The sequence below is a fragment of the Acinetobacter lwoffii genome, assembly GCF_022967985.1.
GTDB lineage: Bacteria > Pseudomonadota > Gammaproteobacteria > Pseudomonadales > Moraxellaceae > Acinetobacter.
In genome coordinates this window covers 1-16255 of record NZ_JALJVC010000023.1, presented here as the reverse complement: position 1 = coordinate 16255, position 16255 = coordinate 1, and the positions used below count along the sequence as shown (strand labels likewise).

At 45.4% G+C, this 16255-nt stretch carries 12 protein-coding genes; 3 read left to right on the top strand and 9 right to left on the bottom strand.

The features are described 5' to 3' along the window. Positions 1 to 110: 110 nt before the first annotated feature. From MWG72_RS12730 to MWG72_RS12720, 3 genes are all read left to right on the top strand, one after another. Entirely contained in the window at positions 111 to 710 is a 600-nt protein-coding gene (locus MWG72_RS12730) for an IMPACT family protein (RefSeq protein WP_213687169.1), read from the top strand. Further along, on the top strand, positions 703 to 1320 hold the full coding sequence (locus MWG72_RS12725) for a DapH/DapD/GlmU-related protein (protein ID WP_004279945.1): 618 nt from the start codon (positions 703 to 705) through the stop codon (positions 1318 to 1320). The genes MWG72_RS12730 and MWG72_RS12725 overlap by 8 nt, the downstream gene beginning before the upstream one ends. Before the next feature lie 193 nt (positions 1321 to 1513). Then, positions 1514 to 2356: a universal stress protein gene (locus tag MWG72_RS12720; RefSeq protein ID WP_004279943.1), complete on the top strand. Its 843-nt coding sequence runs from the start codon at positions 1514 to 1516 to the stop codon at positions 2354 to 2356. A 168-nt stretch (positions 2357 to 2524) separates the two neighbouring features. Here the strand turns inward: MWG72_RS12720 and MWG72_RS12715 are convergent, their stop codons facing one another. From MWG72_RS12715 to dnaE, 9 genes are all read right to left on the bottom strand, one after another. After that, the gene (locus tag MWG72_RS12715; RefSeq protein WP_247144196.1) at positions 2525 to 3190 is read right to left on the bottom strand and encodes an O-methyltransferase; all 666 of its coding nucleotides are present in this window, start codon (positions 3188 to 3190) and stop codon (positions 2525 to 2527) included. Positions 3191 to 3322: 132 nt separating this feature from the next. After that, positions 3323 to 4042, bottom strand: a complete 720-nt coding sequence (locus MWG72_RS12710; RefSeq protein WP_004279938.1) for a D-Ala-D-Ala carboxypeptidase family metallohydrolase — start codon at positions 4040 to 4042, stop codon at positions 3323 to 3325. 137 nt (positions 4043 to 4179) lie between these two features. Further along, positions 4180 to 4503 carry a ferredoxin FdxA gene (fdxA, locus tag MWG72_RS12705; RefSeq protein WP_004279936.1) on the bottom strand — a complete coding sequence of 108 codons (324 nt, stop codon included), beginning with the start codon at positions 4501 to 4503 and terminating at the stop codon, positions 4180 to 4182. 204 nt (positions 4504 to 4707) lie between these two features. Then, positions 4708 to 7341: a DNA mismatch repair protein MutS gene (gene mutS / locus MWG72_RS12700; protein WP_247144195.1), complete on the bottom strand. Its 2634-nt coding sequence runs from the start codon at positions 7339 to 7341 to the stop codon at positions 4708 to 4710. Between the two features lie 335 nt (positions 7342 to 7676). Then, the gene (locus MWG72_RS12695) at positions 7677 to 9683 is read right to left on the bottom strand and encodes an esterase/lipase family protein (RefSeq protein ID WP_247144194.1); all 2007 of its coding nucleotides are present in this window, start codon (positions 9681 to 9683) and stop codon (positions 7677 to 7679) included. A gap of 120 nt (positions 9684 to 9803) precedes the next feature. Then, entirely contained in the window at positions 9804 to 10754 is a 951-nt protein-coding gene (locus MWG72_RS12690; protein ID WP_004646689.1) for an ABUW_2363 family tetratricopeptide repeat lipoprotein, read from the bottom strand. Between the two features lie 117 nt (positions 10755 to 10871). Continuing rightward, entirely contained in the window at positions 10872 to 11705 is an 834-nt protein-coding gene (gene cysE / locus MWG72_RS12685; RefSeq protein ID WP_228127940.1) for a serine O-acetyltransferase, read from the bottom strand. After that, entirely contained in the window at positions 11681 to 12529 is an 849-nt protein-coding gene (locus tag MWG72_RS12680) for an RNA methyltransferase (RefSeq protein WP_004279927.1), read from the bottom strand. The genes cysE and MWG72_RS12680 overlap by 25 nt, the downstream gene beginning before the upstream one ends. Positions 12530 to 12566: 37 nt before the next feature. Beyond that, positions 12567 to 16139, bottom strand: coding sequence for a DNA polymerase III subunit alpha (dnaE, locus tag MWG72_RS12675; RefSeq protein WP_247144193.1), 3573 nt, complete (start codon positions 16137 to 16139; stop codon positions 12567 to 12569). Positions 16140 to 16255 lie beyond the last annotated feature (116 nt).

The following is a 16255-nucleotide window of genomic DNA, read 5'->3' as shown; positions in this document are numbered from 1 at the left end:
AGCAATTGAGTAAAACAATCGATCAAAATCAGGCCTCTCCGTGGAGAGGCTTTTTATTTGTCTGTGCAAAGCGGGTATACTGCAGCAGTGAGAGTTTAAAGCCTGAAGTTATGCCATTTACCATTGCCAGCCTGGTCAGTTTTGAGGAAGACATCAAAAAAAGCCGCTTTCAGGCCTTTGCCACCCCTGTTGAAAATGAGCAGGACGTGAAAGATTTTCTAGAAGCTTATCGCGATCCAAGCACCACCCATCAATGCTGGGCCTGGAAAATTGGCCATCAGGTACGCTTTAATGATGATGGTGAACCTTCAGGCACAGCGGGACGCCCGATTCTGGCGACGATTGAAGGTAATGAGCTGACCAATGTGCTGGTACTGGTGAATCGCTGGTATGGCGGGGTCAAGCTGGGAACAGGTGGCTTGGTGCGTGCCTATGGCGGTTGTGCTGGACAATGTTTGTTGTTGGCAGAAAAAAATGAACTGATTGAAAAGAAAAAGGTGCAATTTTCCTGTCAATTCAATGAATGGGCCATCTTTCAATATGAGTTGAATCAGCAACAGATTGACTATCAGGAAGAATATACAGCTGAAGGAGTACAGGTCAGTGCCTTATTTCAGTTACATCAAATTCAACCTTTTGCCTTAAAAATTCAAGATGTGACCCGCGGCCGTGAACAGCTCAAAATCATAGAAGAAGCGACAGATGACTGACGTAGATCCATTACTGAAATATCGTGAGCAGCATAAACATCGCCTGAATTACATGCCTTGGCTGTACTGGTCTTTAAAGCCAAAAAATCGCGGTTGGGCAGAAGCGTGGCAAAAGGACTATCAGGCTTACTTGATGGAAATGGAAACCGTCGAGATTGGTGAAAACTGTTTTATTTCACCTCTTGCACATATTTTCGCGGAGCCGGGACGCAAAATCATTATTGGTGATAATAGCTTTATTGCTGCAGATTGCACCTTACATGGCCCCCTAGAGATCGGTAATGAAGTGGCGATCAATCATCACTGTATTCTGGATGGTGGCCGGGTGGGGATTAAACTGCATGATCAGGTGCGCATCGCCGCTTATTGTCATCTTTATGCCTTTGATCATGGTATGGATCTGGAGCAGCCGATTTATCAGCAGCCAGTACGTTCGCAAGGCATCGAGATTGGTCGGGATGTGTGGCTCGGTGCGCATGTCGGTATCAAGGACGGAATTAAAATCGCAGATCAGGCCGTGGTGGGAATGAACAGTATGGTGACCAAGGATGTCGAGAAGCGTGCGATTGTCGCCGGTAATCCGGCCCAATTCATTCGCTATCGTGAATAAGCTTTTGGAAGTCAAGTGCTTGATGCAACAGCCTGACTCAGCAGATGGTTCGATATATTGATCTATATTTGTTCACATAAAAGTTAACATATTTCAAGTCAAGCCTTACAGATTTCGCTGCACATTTTTGAATGCTTATGCTAAGTTAAAAATAACTAAGAAATTTTTATCATAAATAGAAGAGAGGCTAAACATGAAACGTGTCATCGCCTGCATCGACTCATCACCATGTATAAACGCGCTGGCAGACGCGGCGGCATGGATTGCCAAACAGACTGGCCGTGAACTGGTTCTGTTACAGGTTTTGGATTATTACCCGGCCAGTTATCATCTGGGGGAAATCAGTGGAGTGATCGGCTTTGAAAGTAATGCCATGTTACTCAAAGAACTGGCCGAGCTTGAACAAAAACAAAGTGAAATTGCGCTGGATTATAGCAATAACCTGCTGCAACACATTTCCGAGCGGATTCTGGCAGAACACGGTATTCAAACCACACATATTCAGGAAAAGGGTGATTTTCTGGAGCAAAGCTTCCAGATCCTGCAGCCTGATGATATCGCGGTGATTGGATTGCTTGGTGAACGCTCGGCTGAAAAAAACAAACCGATCGGTACCAATGTGGAAAATTTTATTCGTGGGGCCAATTGTACCGTGATGACGGTCGGAGAACAGTTTAAGCCGCCGACACGATTTATTTTCGCCTATGAATATTCACCGACCTGTATCAAGATGATGAAACGGATTGCGGAAAGTGATCTGCTGCGCTTATTGCAATGTCATCTGTTATATATCGGTGATCATGCTGAAATTCTAAATGAACCTTTGCAATATTTAAATCAGGCCGGTTTAGATGTGGTGCCACAATACCGCTATGGCGATGTCGCAGAAAATATTTTGACCTATCAACAGGAACTCGGGATTCAACTGATCGTGTTGGGTGCATTTAGTCACAGTAAAATTCACCAGTTCTTTTTGGGCAGTATTGCGACCACGATTTTCCGGAATTCCAAAGTACCTTTACTGGTTGCGAAGTAAGGATTGCATAAAATAGCCAAGCGCGAAGTCTAATCGTAAATTGTTACAGCTTGATTTAAAAATGACCAGAGTTATCCTCATATATTGTGGATAACTCTGTGGTTAATATTTATAAGTTAATGTTATTTATAATAAATATGTCATTGGGTGATTTTTGTTCTTCTTGTTTTATTTCACAATCGCGAGTGCAAAACCATCATGTCCTTTGCTGCCAACCGTTTGTAAAGCAGTGCATGACAAGATACGTGGATGATTTTGAAGCGCTTTAAACATGTCACGAATGCCTTCAATACTTGGTTTATTATTGTCCGGATTAATGATTTCGCCAGCACGAATGACATTGTCCAGAAAAATAAGTGTACCTGAGTGCGACAGGTTTAAACTGAGCTCCAGATATTCAGGGTAACTCTGTTTATCTGCATCAATAAAGATGAAATCGAAAGCTTCAGTATCTGCAGGCAGGGCTTTAAGCACATCTGCTGCACGGCCGCATTTCAGTTCGACGGTCTGTTTAAGCTGCGCGCGATCAATATTTTCCTGACCCATTGCCGCATGGGTATCACGTCCTTCAATCGTCAGGATATAGCCATCATCAGGCAAGGCACGTGCCAGCCACATGGTGCTATATGCTGCAAATGTGCCGAGTTCCAGTATACGTTTACATTGGTTCATCTGGATTAGCATCTGCAACAACATGCCTTGGTTCGGTGCTACAGCCAGATGATCAGGAAAACCGTGCGCTGCGGTATTCTCAAGAGTTTGATTCAGAATAGGGTCTTCAGGAATTAAATGTGAATCAATGTAGTGATCAATGTCTGTCCACATTTGTTGCATAGTCTTAGCACCTCGATTGCGATGCGTGCATTTTAAACTTTTCGCGGCAGAGCGCAATTTATTGTTCTATAGGTGATGATTTTTTAGGCTCTACAATGTCCTGAATGAACTTTGTAGAGTGGTTGTCATGACTTAGTAATTACACATCGAGGAATTACGGCCTAAACTCGGTCCCCAGGTACGATAACCTTGGGTATCGATGTGGATTTGACCTGAAGCATACATGCCAAGTCCCATATTCAGACTTTGACCATGCTGTACCCAGAACTGACACAATTTGAACTTGGTATTTTCAATATAGCTATAATCTTGTGCCTGCGGATATTCAGGCCCAATCCGGAAATCGATGGCAGAGTTGTACAGATGACGTGAAGAGTTGGCACCACCGGCACACTGGTTTAAAGGCAGGTCACGATAGACTGACGTGACTTCAAAATCAGTCAGTACATTGGCTGCAACCAGATATTTAAAGACTTTTAAAGTTGGGATCTGATTGGCCCATAATTCACGGCTTGGAATCATGTATTGGGAACGGCCACACTTGGCCCAATCACGTGCAGTACGCATCAATTCGAAACTCGGAATGATATTGCCAACCCCATGACGTTCCAGAAAAACCTCATATTCACGCACGCGTGACAAATTATCCAGTGCCGATACCCAGTGGGTATACACATAAGGCACAGTTTTTGGGTGGGCTTTACGATCGTATTGAACACGTTCTTGTGGAATGTAAATCCGTTTTCCAGCAGGTGTGGTGGCCTGTCCAGGTTGTTTTGTGGTTGTGGTACAGCCCACAAAAACAAGAGGAATTATACAAAGACTCAATAATCCCTTTAACAAGTTCTTCATTTATAGAAATCAGATATTTACAAAATAGCGCTATTTTAGACTAAATATAGGGAGAAATTTGGAGAATATTGCAATGAAATGTGTGCGTTGAGTATAAAAAAGATCAGCATTTGCTGATCTTTTAAAGTTTAAACTAATTACTTTTCAAGGTATTGTAATTTGTCTGCTTTGCCATTCCATTCTTCACGGTCTGCTGGCTGGTCACCAATTTGTGTGATATTTGGCCATTTTTGTGACAGGTCAGCATTCAGTTCAATAAAGACTTCCTGACCTTCTGGTAATTCGTCTTCAGAGAAAATTGCATTTGCCGGGCATTCAGGTTCGCATAACGCACAGTCGATACATTCGTCCGGGTTAATCACAAGGAAGTTAGGACCTTCATAGAAACAGTCTACAGGGCAAACTTCAACACAGTCTTGATATTTACATTTAATACAATTTTCAGTGACAACGAAGGTCATGGCGACAGCTACCTAAAAAATATGGTTCTAATTACGAATGCTGTATTTTAGGCAAAAACAGGGGGAACTAACAATTCCTTTTATTGATATTTGTTATATATAGGGCTGTTAAATTTGAAAAAAGGTCGCATACCGATGAATTACAGCATTCATCGGTATGTTCAGGACATCGACCCTATGCCAGATGAGGTCTAGGACCGAGAATTAACTTGGCTGTTTGATCAGGTCTTTGAGCGCATATAACTGCTGCAAGGCTTCACGCGGAGTTAAACTATCTACATCAATATCTTCGAGTAAGTCCAGTGCAGGCGATTCTTTCTCAATTTCGATGATACGTTCTATAGGCTCCATAACTTCAGGCATTGCAAACAGATCATGCTGCGGGCTCAGTGGCTTGGCCTGATGCTGTTTTTCCAGAATCTTTAAGCGGTTTTGCGCTTCTTTAATCACCGCAGCCGGAATGCCTGCCAATTTCGCGACTTGCAAGCCATGACTTTGACTGGCCGGGCCATGTTGCACCTTATGCAATAAAATCAGATTGCCATTCAGCTCTTTGGCCGTGACATGGTAGTTGTTAATGCCACTTTCCTTATCCAGTTCAGTCAGTTCGAAATAATGGGTAGCAAATAGACATAAACATTGAATGCGTTTGGTCAGATCCAGCACACAGGCCCAAGCCAAAGACAAGCCATCATAGGTACTGGTTCCACGGCCAACTTCATCCATGAGTACCAAAGACTGGCTGGTGGCATGATGCAGGATTTGCGAGGTTTCGGTCATTTCCACCATAAAGGTTGATTTGCCGGTCGATAAATCATCGGCAGAACCAATACGGGTAAAGACACGGTCAACCGGACCTAAAGTTGCAGCTTGCGCTGGAACATAGGCACCACAATAAGCCAGCAACACGATCAATGCAGTCTGGCGCATAAAGGTGGATTTACCACCCATGTTGGGGCCGGTAATGATGGCCATGCGATGGGAAAAATCCAGTCGCGTATCGTTCGGAGTAAAGGCCGATTTACTGAGGGCTTCTACCACTGGATGTCGTCCAGCAGTGATACTTACACCGATTTCAGGGCTAAATTTTGGACGCGACCAGTTGCGTAAACGCGCCTGATGGGCAAAATTAGCAATCAGATCAATCTGGGCAATGGCGCTGCTCATCATCTGTAAACTGCCGATATCCTGACGCAGTTCATCCAGCAGCATTTCAAACAGCATTTTTTCACGGGCCAAGGCACGCGATTCGCTTGATAAGACTTTGTCTTCAAATGCTTTCAGTTCAGGTGTGATGTAGCGTTCGGCATTTTTCAGGGTTTGCCTACGAATATAGTGCTCGGGTGCCTGTTCAGCCTGTGCGCGGGTCAGCTCAATATAATAGCCACTGACGCGGTTGTAGCCAATTTTCAGTCCCGGAATGCCGCTTTGTTCACGCTCTTTAATTTCCAGATCAATCAGGAACTGGCTGGCATGATCACGAATCTGACGTAGTTCATCGAGTTCACTGTCAAAACCTTCTGCAATGACATTACCATCACGAAGCAGGACGGGTGGATTTTCCACAATGGCGGACATCAGACGTTGATGCAGACCATGGAAGTCGCCGAGTTCTTCATTGAGTTGTACTAAAAGTTTGGACTGTTGCTGACTGACAATCGGTTGCAGGGCATGGCGTAAAAATGGAATTTGCGCGCAGGCCTGTCGCAATTGCACCAGATCACGTGGACGGGCACTGCCAAGCGCAATACGGCTCAGCACGCGTTCAATATCGCTAATTTCTTTTAGTACCAAACGTACAGGTACTTCGTGGAAACCTTGCAGCAGGGCTTGAATGGCATCCAGGCGCTCATCCAGCAAGGCGGTATCGCGTAAAGGTTGCATCAGGGTGCGACTGAGCAAGCGCCCCCCCATGGCAGTCTGGCAATCATTGATCAGCTGAAATAAGGATGTCCCATGTTCAAATAAAGGCTCAATCAGTTCAAGATTACGGCGTGTCACCGGATCCAAAGCAATAAAATCTGAACTCTGTTCTAGCTGAATCGTGCGGATATGCGGTAACGCAGTTTTCTGGGTTTCTTTGGCGTAGTGAATCAGTGCCGCTGCGGCTGCTTTAGCCAAAGGTAAATGATCAATTCCGAAACCTGAAAGCGTGCTGACGGCAAACTGGTCACATAAGGTTTTTTGTGCATTATTCAGGTTGAAATCAACATTTGGACGTTTGGTGACCGAGATATCCAGTTGCTGTTTGAGTTGTTCGGTCAATGTCGGATCAGCGATATTTTCATCCAGCAGAATTTCGCTTGGCATCAAACGTGCCAGTTCAATCATGAGCTGGTTAAGATCATAATCCTGCTGCTGTACTTTAAATAAGCCAGCGCTGAGATCGAGAAGTGCAATGCCAATCTGACTCTGCTGAATACATAAAGCCACCAGATTCGAGCTTTGATGTGCACCGAGCATGGCATCATCGGTCAGGGTGCCCGGCGTAATAATCCGAACTACACCACGCTCAACCGGTCCTTTCCCAGTAACCTCGCCGATCTGCTCGCAGATCACCACGGTTTCGCCTTTTTTGACCAGACGTGCCAGATAGCCCTCGGCTGCATGATAAGGCACGCCCGCCATAGGAATTGGCTGACCATTGGCTTTACCACGATGGGTCAGGGTAATGCCTAAAATCTTGGCTGCCTTGTGTGCATCTTCAAAGAACAGTTCATAAAAATCACCCATACGATAAAACATCAAAGAATGCGGATGCTGCATTTTCACCGACATGTATTGCTGCATCATGGGCGTTAAGGTAAAAAGATCAGCCATAATTTCTGAACTGGTCATTAAAAATAAATCCTTTCAACAAGAGATAAATGCAAATACTGCTCAATAGGCTATGCAGGGAAATTTAAAGCACATTTTCAATAAGGCCAATCCAACATGGTTGAGCACAGGAGATCGAAAATGTGAAATGAATCTGCTGATTCAATTCAGCTTTAAAGCTGTATTGCAGCAAGTCTATCAAATTTAATTTTTAGAAAGAAATGAAATTCCAGATGAATCTTTAAGTCAGCGCTCAGATCTGCCGCTATGGCTTCTTATTCAGCACTATTTGCAATTTTAAAAAATAAACCACCGGATGTGAACATGCGGTGGTGAGTCTAAATCAAGACGATAGTTTATTCCGGATCATAAAGACCAAGATCGGTCAGATGTAATCTGAGAATCCGGCGTAATTCCAGTACGGCTTCAGGCGTTTCCTGAATCGAGTGGCCACCCTTAATGACTTTGCTAGATACAGCACCTTCCAAGTAAGCACTTTCGTATGAAACGATATCATCGCTCATGAGCTTGGTATCTTGCGTATCTACGGTATTGCCGATAATAGAATGAAATTTGATATTTTTAGAAGGCTGAATATCCTGGGTCAACGCCGTGAATTTCGAATTTTCACTCAAATCGCTTGGGCCATTTTGAATCAGGTCATGCCCCAGTTCTTTGACAAACTCGTTTAGCCCGATCTCACCTTGCAGGGTATCGGCAAAGGCACCCAAAAATGCACCCGGTATGCGGATAATTTTACGGGCCAGTTTGGTATGCCAGCGATCGGCATATTCTGTCCCACGATGCGGTGTCGCTAAGAAAATGGCCCGGGTGAAATTTGGAATAGGCTGCATTTGCAGGCGTGCTTTAAAGAGCGGGTTATCCTTAAATTGTGCAATGCGGGTATTTTGTACCAGCTTGAATGCATCTTGAGTAATATCGGCCTGGCTGACCATCAAACGGGCAATCACACCTCCCATACTGTGTCCGACCAGTACTGCATCTTTTTTAGCTGGTGCATTGTTCGCAACCCGGGCAAAGCCTTGCTGAACCAGGGCATTAATTTGAAAACGGCTTTCCAGAATCGGCATGTTAGTAGAATAAAATACCTGCCAGACCTGGAAATTTTCCCTTAATACCGGATCACCCATAATATCGTTGGTCAGACGAATCCAAGCTTCAGGACTACTGGCCAGACCATGAATCAATACCAGCACTTTCTTGTCCGGATTATAAGGTTCCAGCATATACAGATGCGGCATGCTCAGACTGTCTTCGCGATTAATCAGGGTCAGATAGGCTAAACGCCCCAGATTGTTCTCGGCCAGCCATAAGCCGTAAGGTGCAGAAAAGTTGGCGGCCAGCGCATATTCTTTCGAAGCCACTTTGATCTTTTCATGCTTATAAGGATCATAGAGTTTCAGGTGAAACTCCGAAGTAGATAAAATCTGTTCGGTCGAATTCGCTGATTTAGGCACAGCGGTAATGGTGGTCGCCAGATAGCGGGCTGAATGAATGTTTGGATTTTTACCATTTGGATAGTTGTGCTTGAGCGGATCGACAATATATTTTTTATCCTGCTCGGTTTGCTGTGCTTCAGGTAAGACCACTAAAAATTCTGAACCAAAACCATCACGGCGGGTGATGGAACGTAGGCCGGAAAAGTTCATATTATAGGTAGACATCAGCTGTTCAATGGTCTGGTTTTTCAGCTGCGGAAAATTTTCCAGATCAATGGTGTATACACTGTCACCGACCTGAATGCGCTGGCCGGACTGTTTGGCTTCATAACGTTCAGCATAGCGTTGAATCAGATGAGCAATTGCCAGGTTATAAAAGTCACGAATCTGGACCTGGCGGTTATCAAAAATACGCTCTTGCGGCGCACGCTCGGTTTTAAACAGATAGGCATAGCTATAACGAATGCTTTTATCCAGCATAGTGAGCTGCTGATCCAGACAGTTCTGGATGTTCTGCTTGTGTTGTTGCTGTTTTTCCGGTGATCGGGTTTTGTTTAAAATTCCGGTGTTACATTCAGCAGACTTGGCATTTTGTAAGGAGTTGGCTAGATATAATTCACTTGCTGTAGAAAGCAATTGTTCATCTAAAATCTGGGGAATACTTTTCAGATCTTCCACACATTCTTCGGGCTGATCAATACAGATCTGAGCTTCACGACCTGTCATGGACAACACATTCAGACTGGCTTCGCTAAGCTTGTCGCGGGTCAAGATGCTGTCACGCTCATTGTTCAGCGTGACATTAATCGCCTGTTCCTTAACACTGACCACCTGACAGCCGCTGAGTACGCTGGTGATGAGTAAAGTGCACAGCATTAATCTTTTATTTATTTTTTCGTGCATAAAACTTTTCACTGAATTCAAGTTATAAAGCGGGATAATGTTTTGTATTTTACTAATTTTTTCCCATAAAAATAGACCGCCGTAGCAGTCTATTTGTAATCAAATTGAAGCGAATCTTTATTATGGGGTCACCGGTGCTGTTGCTGGGTCTGTAGCCGGAGCGGGTGTTGATGTTTGCAAAATTTGCCAAACATTCCAGCGACCATTTTTCTCAATTTCCTGAATCAGACGGTCTGCTACTTCAGCTTCTTGCGGATATTTCACCTTATAGTTCGCCAAGGTTTGAGTGGCATTTTTTTTCTGTTCCAATGCAATATAGTTATTGGCTGCAGAAAGATAAGCCTCCTGAACGCCAGCTTTCATGGCTTTGTCCAGATAAGCGATGGCTTCACGTTGACCACCGCCTTCAGACAGACCAAAACCAAACCAGAAGTTGACTTCAGGATCATCCGGGTTAATTTTGAGAATACGCTGGGCATAGGTCAGGGAATTGGTGGTATAAACTGAACCCAGATCCAGGTTACGTGCCATCACGCTGGCTTTAAAAGCACGCATCAACACATCAAAAGAGGCATTTGGACGGGCCGCTAAAGTATCCAGTTGTCGGGTGACTTCACGCAATTTGGCTTCAAAACCACGGCGTTCCTGACGATCGCTGAAACGTGGTGGATAATGACGTGCCTTACCTTCGACCATTTGCAGGAAATCGTCAATTTCGGTGATATCGATTTCATTTGAATTGGCAAGTGCTGCATAACGCATTGCACGTGTATTGCTATCTACCACTGGAATAATCAGTTTATTCACATCCAGGGTCAGTTGCTTGGATGGATCATTAGGATCCGTCACCACCATCTTGGTTACAGGCTGCGCTGCAGCCTTTTTCAAATGCACTTCAAATTCAGGCGGTTCATTATAATTGAATGGATTTAAAGCATAAAATGGTGGGCTCAGTTCAGGTTCTACAAAAACCACTTGATCTACAGGTTTCTCAGCAGATTTCTGAGGAGTGGTTGAACACGCAGTAATTGTGAATGCTAAGCAAGCAAGTGCCAAGGGCTTAAAGGTCATAATAGTCATCCATTCTGTTATTTTTAAAACATCTATTCAAAAATTGCATGATCGTCAGTCTATGAAAACTATAACGATCATGCAAGTAAACCCGTGTTACAGAGTGAAGTGTGATATTCAGGCCTTGGATTGGCTGGTTTGCGCTTCACATTCACGGCGCGCTTCTTCCAGAATCTCCAACTCTTTTTTACTCAAAGGCTGGCCATCCTGTTGCTGCTTGTTAAAGGTCGGATCTAACAAAGAAAGACGATTGCACAAGTTGTTCATGCGTTTTTCATTTTGCTGAATGCGATCCAGCAGAATCCGCATACCTTCTAAAATCGGATCAGACTGATCTTCAGTCGCGGCATAGGGCTGGAAACCGATACTTTCGGCATAGTCACGACGACGGGCTTCAGCATCATCTTTGGGTTTGTCTTTGGTAATAAAACGTGCCGGGTTGCCCACAGCTGTGGCGTTTTCAGGAACCGCTTTGGTAACGACCGCATTAGAACCGACTTTGGCATTTTTACCTACGGTAAATGGCCCAAGAATCTTGGCACCGGCACCGACTACTACGCCATCTTCTAGGGTTGGATGACGTTTACCTTTATTCCAGGTCGTTCCACCCAAAGTCACGCCGTGATAAAGCGTCACGTCATCGCCAATTTCAGCGGTTTCACCAATGACTACACCCATACCGTGATCGATAAAGAAACGGCGGCCAATTTTTGCGCCCGGATGGATTTCAATGCCGGTGGCAAAGCGGCTAAACGAAGACAACGCACGCGCAGTTCCTTTACAGTCTTTATTCCATAGCTCATGTGCCATGCGATGCATGATCAGCGCATGAATGCCAGGGTAAGTGGTTAAGACTTCTAAGGTATTGCGTGCTGCAGGATCGCGCGCAAAGACAGCTTGTATATCTTCTTTGAGCTGTTTTAGCATTAGATTTGATCCTCGTCCTGTGATGATGTGTGTGAAGATTTTTTCCAGGTACCGTTGTTCAATGCCTGAACACGGCTGAAAATACCACGAAGTAAGTGATATTCCATACGATCTAATTGTATACGTCCGAAGAGACGACGCAAGCGTAAAGGCAATAATCTTGGATTTTTTGGATCCATAAATTCAATTTCTGCCAGCATTTTTTCCAAATGCGGATAGAACTGTTCCATCTGGGCATGATTAACCAAGGGTTCATCCCATTCCATTTCAATGCCATCAATGACTTGCATGGTCGCTTTAGCATCACGTGGCTGTTCAATTTGACTCATCGTTGCCATGCGCATCTCATAGCAGATTACCTGAATCGCCTGAGCTACATTCAGTACGCCATAGTCCGTATTCACAGGAATAGTCAGATGATAATTGGCCATTGCCAATTCTTCATTGGTCAGACCACGGTCTTCACGGCCAAATAGAATCGCAACTTCCTGCTGATCTTGTACCACGGCGGTCATGGCTTTTTCAGCGGCAGGGCGCACATCTAACAACGGCCAGGGAATGGTACGGCTGCGTGCGCTGGTACCGAATACAATCTGGCAGTCTTTAATGGCATCTTCAAGGGTTTCGACAATCTCGATCTGCTCGATCAGGTCAGTGGCACCCGCTGCCAGCGCGTCAATATCCGGATGCGGATAGGTTTTTGGCGCCACCAGAACCAGTTTGGACAGGCCCATGGTTTTCATGGCACGTAAGGCACTGCCGATATTGGCAGGTAAAGTGGTATTGACCATGACAATACGCACATGGGAGAGATGTGCTGAAACAGCAGCATTGTCAATTTGACTCATGAGGATTCCAATTTTAAGGTGTTTTAAAGATCAAGATTTATGAATATTGTGGCTGAGATTCAGCCTGATACAGCTCCAGTGCATCATCCATGCTCATGCCCACAGGCGGCGGGGGAATATCCACCGGCTTGGCCTGTTCATAGGACACGGCTTTGGCAGCTTTGGACTTGACCTGATACTCAATATGCAACGCTTCTTTACCAAAATAATCACGCAATTTGGCTAGGAGCTCATCCAGTGGGGCGACTTTCCAGTTGAGACCCAGATGCAGTTCCGTCGTGGCATACGGGTAATCCAGATATAGAATCACCGGAATATGTGCCGACATATCGACATTGCAATAAGGAGTCAGAATCTGCTGCAAGTCACGGCTCAAGCTCTTGCTGAAATGCTCGGCTGTGAGGGTAATCTTGATGCTATTGGCACGTTTCTGGCGAATTTCATTCAGGCTAAATGCTTTGGTGAGGCGTCCCATCGGACGGTCAAAGCCTTCACGCTCATAAATTTCACCTTCAATCACCACCACTTTATCGAGCTGGATAATCTCTTTAAAGCGGTTGAAGCGTTCGTGATTGGCTGAAATCTCAATCCGTGCCGTACCATCATCCAGGGTCATCATCATTCGGTTCGGAAAGTTGGCAATATCCACCACCAATCCTGCAAACACGGTGGTCACGCCACGGCGGGTCGGCGTCAGCTCATTGATCTGACTAGGCACAAAGGCTTTCAGTTCATTGCGATACACATCAATCGGGTGGCCGGTTAAATACAGGCCAAGCGTGTCTTTCTCACCTTTCAGGCGAACTTCATCCGCCCAAGGTTTGACTGGCTTAGATGGCTTGCGCTGAACTTCTTCAACTTCGCCAAACAGGTCCATGATGCCGGTTTCACGATTGGAACGTGCCTGTTCCGCAGCTTGAACCGCTTCAGGCAGTTGCGCCATCAGGTCGGCACGGTCAATTCCCAAGCAATCCAATGCACCTGAACGAATCAGTGCTTCCAGAGTACGCTTATTGATTTTTTTCAGGTCAATACGATGACAGAAATCAAACAAGTCACGGAATGAACCTTCTTGCGCACGCGAGTCAATCACTGACTGCATCGCCGCTTCACCGACGCCTTTGATCGCACCCAGACCATAGACAATGGTTTGCTCATCGATAGCATGGAATTGATACAGCGACATATTCACTGACGGCGGTAAAACTTCCAGATTATTCTTGCGACAGTCATCAATCAGGAATACCACGTTGTCGGTGTTCTGCATCTCCGAGGTCAATACTGCCGACAGGAATTCAGCCGGATAATGCGCTTTCAGCCATGCAGTTTGGTAGGCAACCAAAGCATAGGCAGCCGCATGCGATTTGTTAAAACCATAGCCGGCAAACTTTTCCATATAGTCAAAGATATGGTTGGCGGTCGCTTCATCAATGTCTTTCTTTGCCGCACCTTCAATAAAGATCTGGCGCTGTTTGACCATTTCTTCCGGTTTTTTCTTACCCATGGCCCGACGTAACAAGTCTGCGCCACCGAGGGTATAGCCGGCACAGTACTGTGCAGCCTGCATCACCTGTTCCTGATACACCATAATCCCGTAGGTGGGTTCTAGTACGCCTTCAAGCAATGGATGCAAATATTCAAAATCACCACCATGCATCCGGTGAATAAAGTCAGGAATCAGATCCATCGGGCCTGGACGGTACAGTGACACGAAGGCAATAATTTCTTCAAACTTGCTCGGGCGTGCCTCTTTCAGCATCTTCTTCATGCCCACGGATTCAAACTGGAATACCGCAGTGGTGTTGGCATTGGCGAAGACCAGATATGCGTCTTTATCTTCAAGCGGGATATAAGCAATATCTAAAGGCTTGTCAGATTTGATGCGTTTATTGATATTTTTAACCGCATCTTCAATCACCGTCAGGTTACGCAAACCCAAGAAGTCAAACTTCACCAGACCTGCAGATTCGACATCGTCTTTATCGAACTGTGCCACGCGTCCGGTACCATCGGCATCACACATGACCGCAGAGAAATCGGTAATTTTGGTTGGCGAGATCACCACACCACCGGCGTGTTTACCGGTGTTTCGGGTAATACCTTCCAGTTTCAGTGCCATTTCCCAGATTTCGGCTGCATCGTCATGGTCTGGATTGGATGGATTGGTGACGATATCTTTAAGCTGGGGTTCAGCTTCTAGTGACTCAAGCAGGCTTAGACCTAAAGGCTTGGTCGGAATCATTTTCGAGATACGATCCGCCAAGCCATAAGATTTACCCAAAACGCGGGCAACATCACGAATCGCACCTTTGGCCGCCATAGTGCCGAATGTTGCAATCTGGGAGACCGCATCACGGCCATAGGTACGTGCTACATAGTCAATCACGCGGTCACGGCCTGCGATACAGAAATCGACGTCGAAATCGGGCATCGAAACACGTTCCGGGTTCAGGAAACGTTCGAACAGCAGTTCATAACGCAGCGGGTCAAGATCGGTAATTTTTAAGCTATAGGCGACCAGTGAACCTGCACCCGAACCACGGCCCGGACCGACCGGAACGCCGTTACTTTTCGACCACTGAATGAAGTCCATCACGATCAGGAAGTAGCCCGGGAATCCCATCGAGTTAATGATGTTAATCTCGTATTCGATACGCTCATCATAAGGCTTGCGGATTTCTGGCCAGTCTTCATCACGTTGTTCAGGCGGATACAGGAAATTCAGGCGTTCTTCCAGACCTTCTTTGGACAAGTGTGCAAAGAAGGTATCAATGGTATGACCTTCAGGAATCGGATAATCAGGCAGGAAGTATTTGCCCAGTTGCAGCGTCACATTACAGCGTTTGGCAATGTGATAGGTGTTCTCAATCGCAGATGGAATATCCGAGAACAGCGCCGTCATTTCTTCAGCAGATTTGAAATATTGTTCAGGTGAATAGGTTTTAGGGCGGCGGTTGTCACCAAGCACATAACCATCTGCAATACATACCCGTGCTTCATGCGCTTCATAATCTTCACGGGTCATGAAATGCACATCATTATGTGCGACCACACCGATATTGTATTTTTTTGCCAGCTTAACGGCTTCCAGAATAAAGTTATCTTCATCCGGACGATTGGTACGGGTCAGGGCAAGATAAACACGATTACCAAATTTTTCGACCCACTCTTCCAGCAGCGGTTCGGCTTTTTGCGGATTTGAACTCATCAGCATTTTGCCGACATCGGAGTGCATACCGAGCAGGGCAATCATGTCCTCAGGCTGATTTAAAATCCATTGTTTTTGAACGCAGGGGATATCCAGTTGCTGACCACTGATAAAGCCTTCAGATACCAGTTCAGTCAAATTACGCCAGCCGGTATTGGTCATGGCCAATAAGGTCATGCGATGTTCGGCATCATTCAGGCGAATTTCAGAACCCAGAATCGGCTTGATGCCTTTGCTCAGACATTTGCCATAGAACTTGACGGCAGCATGCAGGTTAGAAAGATCCGTGAGCGCAAGGGCAGGCATCTGTTCTTCTTCGGCAGCTTTGACCAAGTCAGGTATCCGTACGATGGATTCAGTAATCGAAAATTCTGTATGAATACCAAGATGAACAAAGTGCATAGATGAGTCCCTGCTAAAACCATTGAATAGTTTAACATGGGATTTATTGTTTCAGTTTGAAATTGAGGGGGAAATGGCTAACTTTTAGGTCAAGTTTGAATTTGATTTTTTAAGCT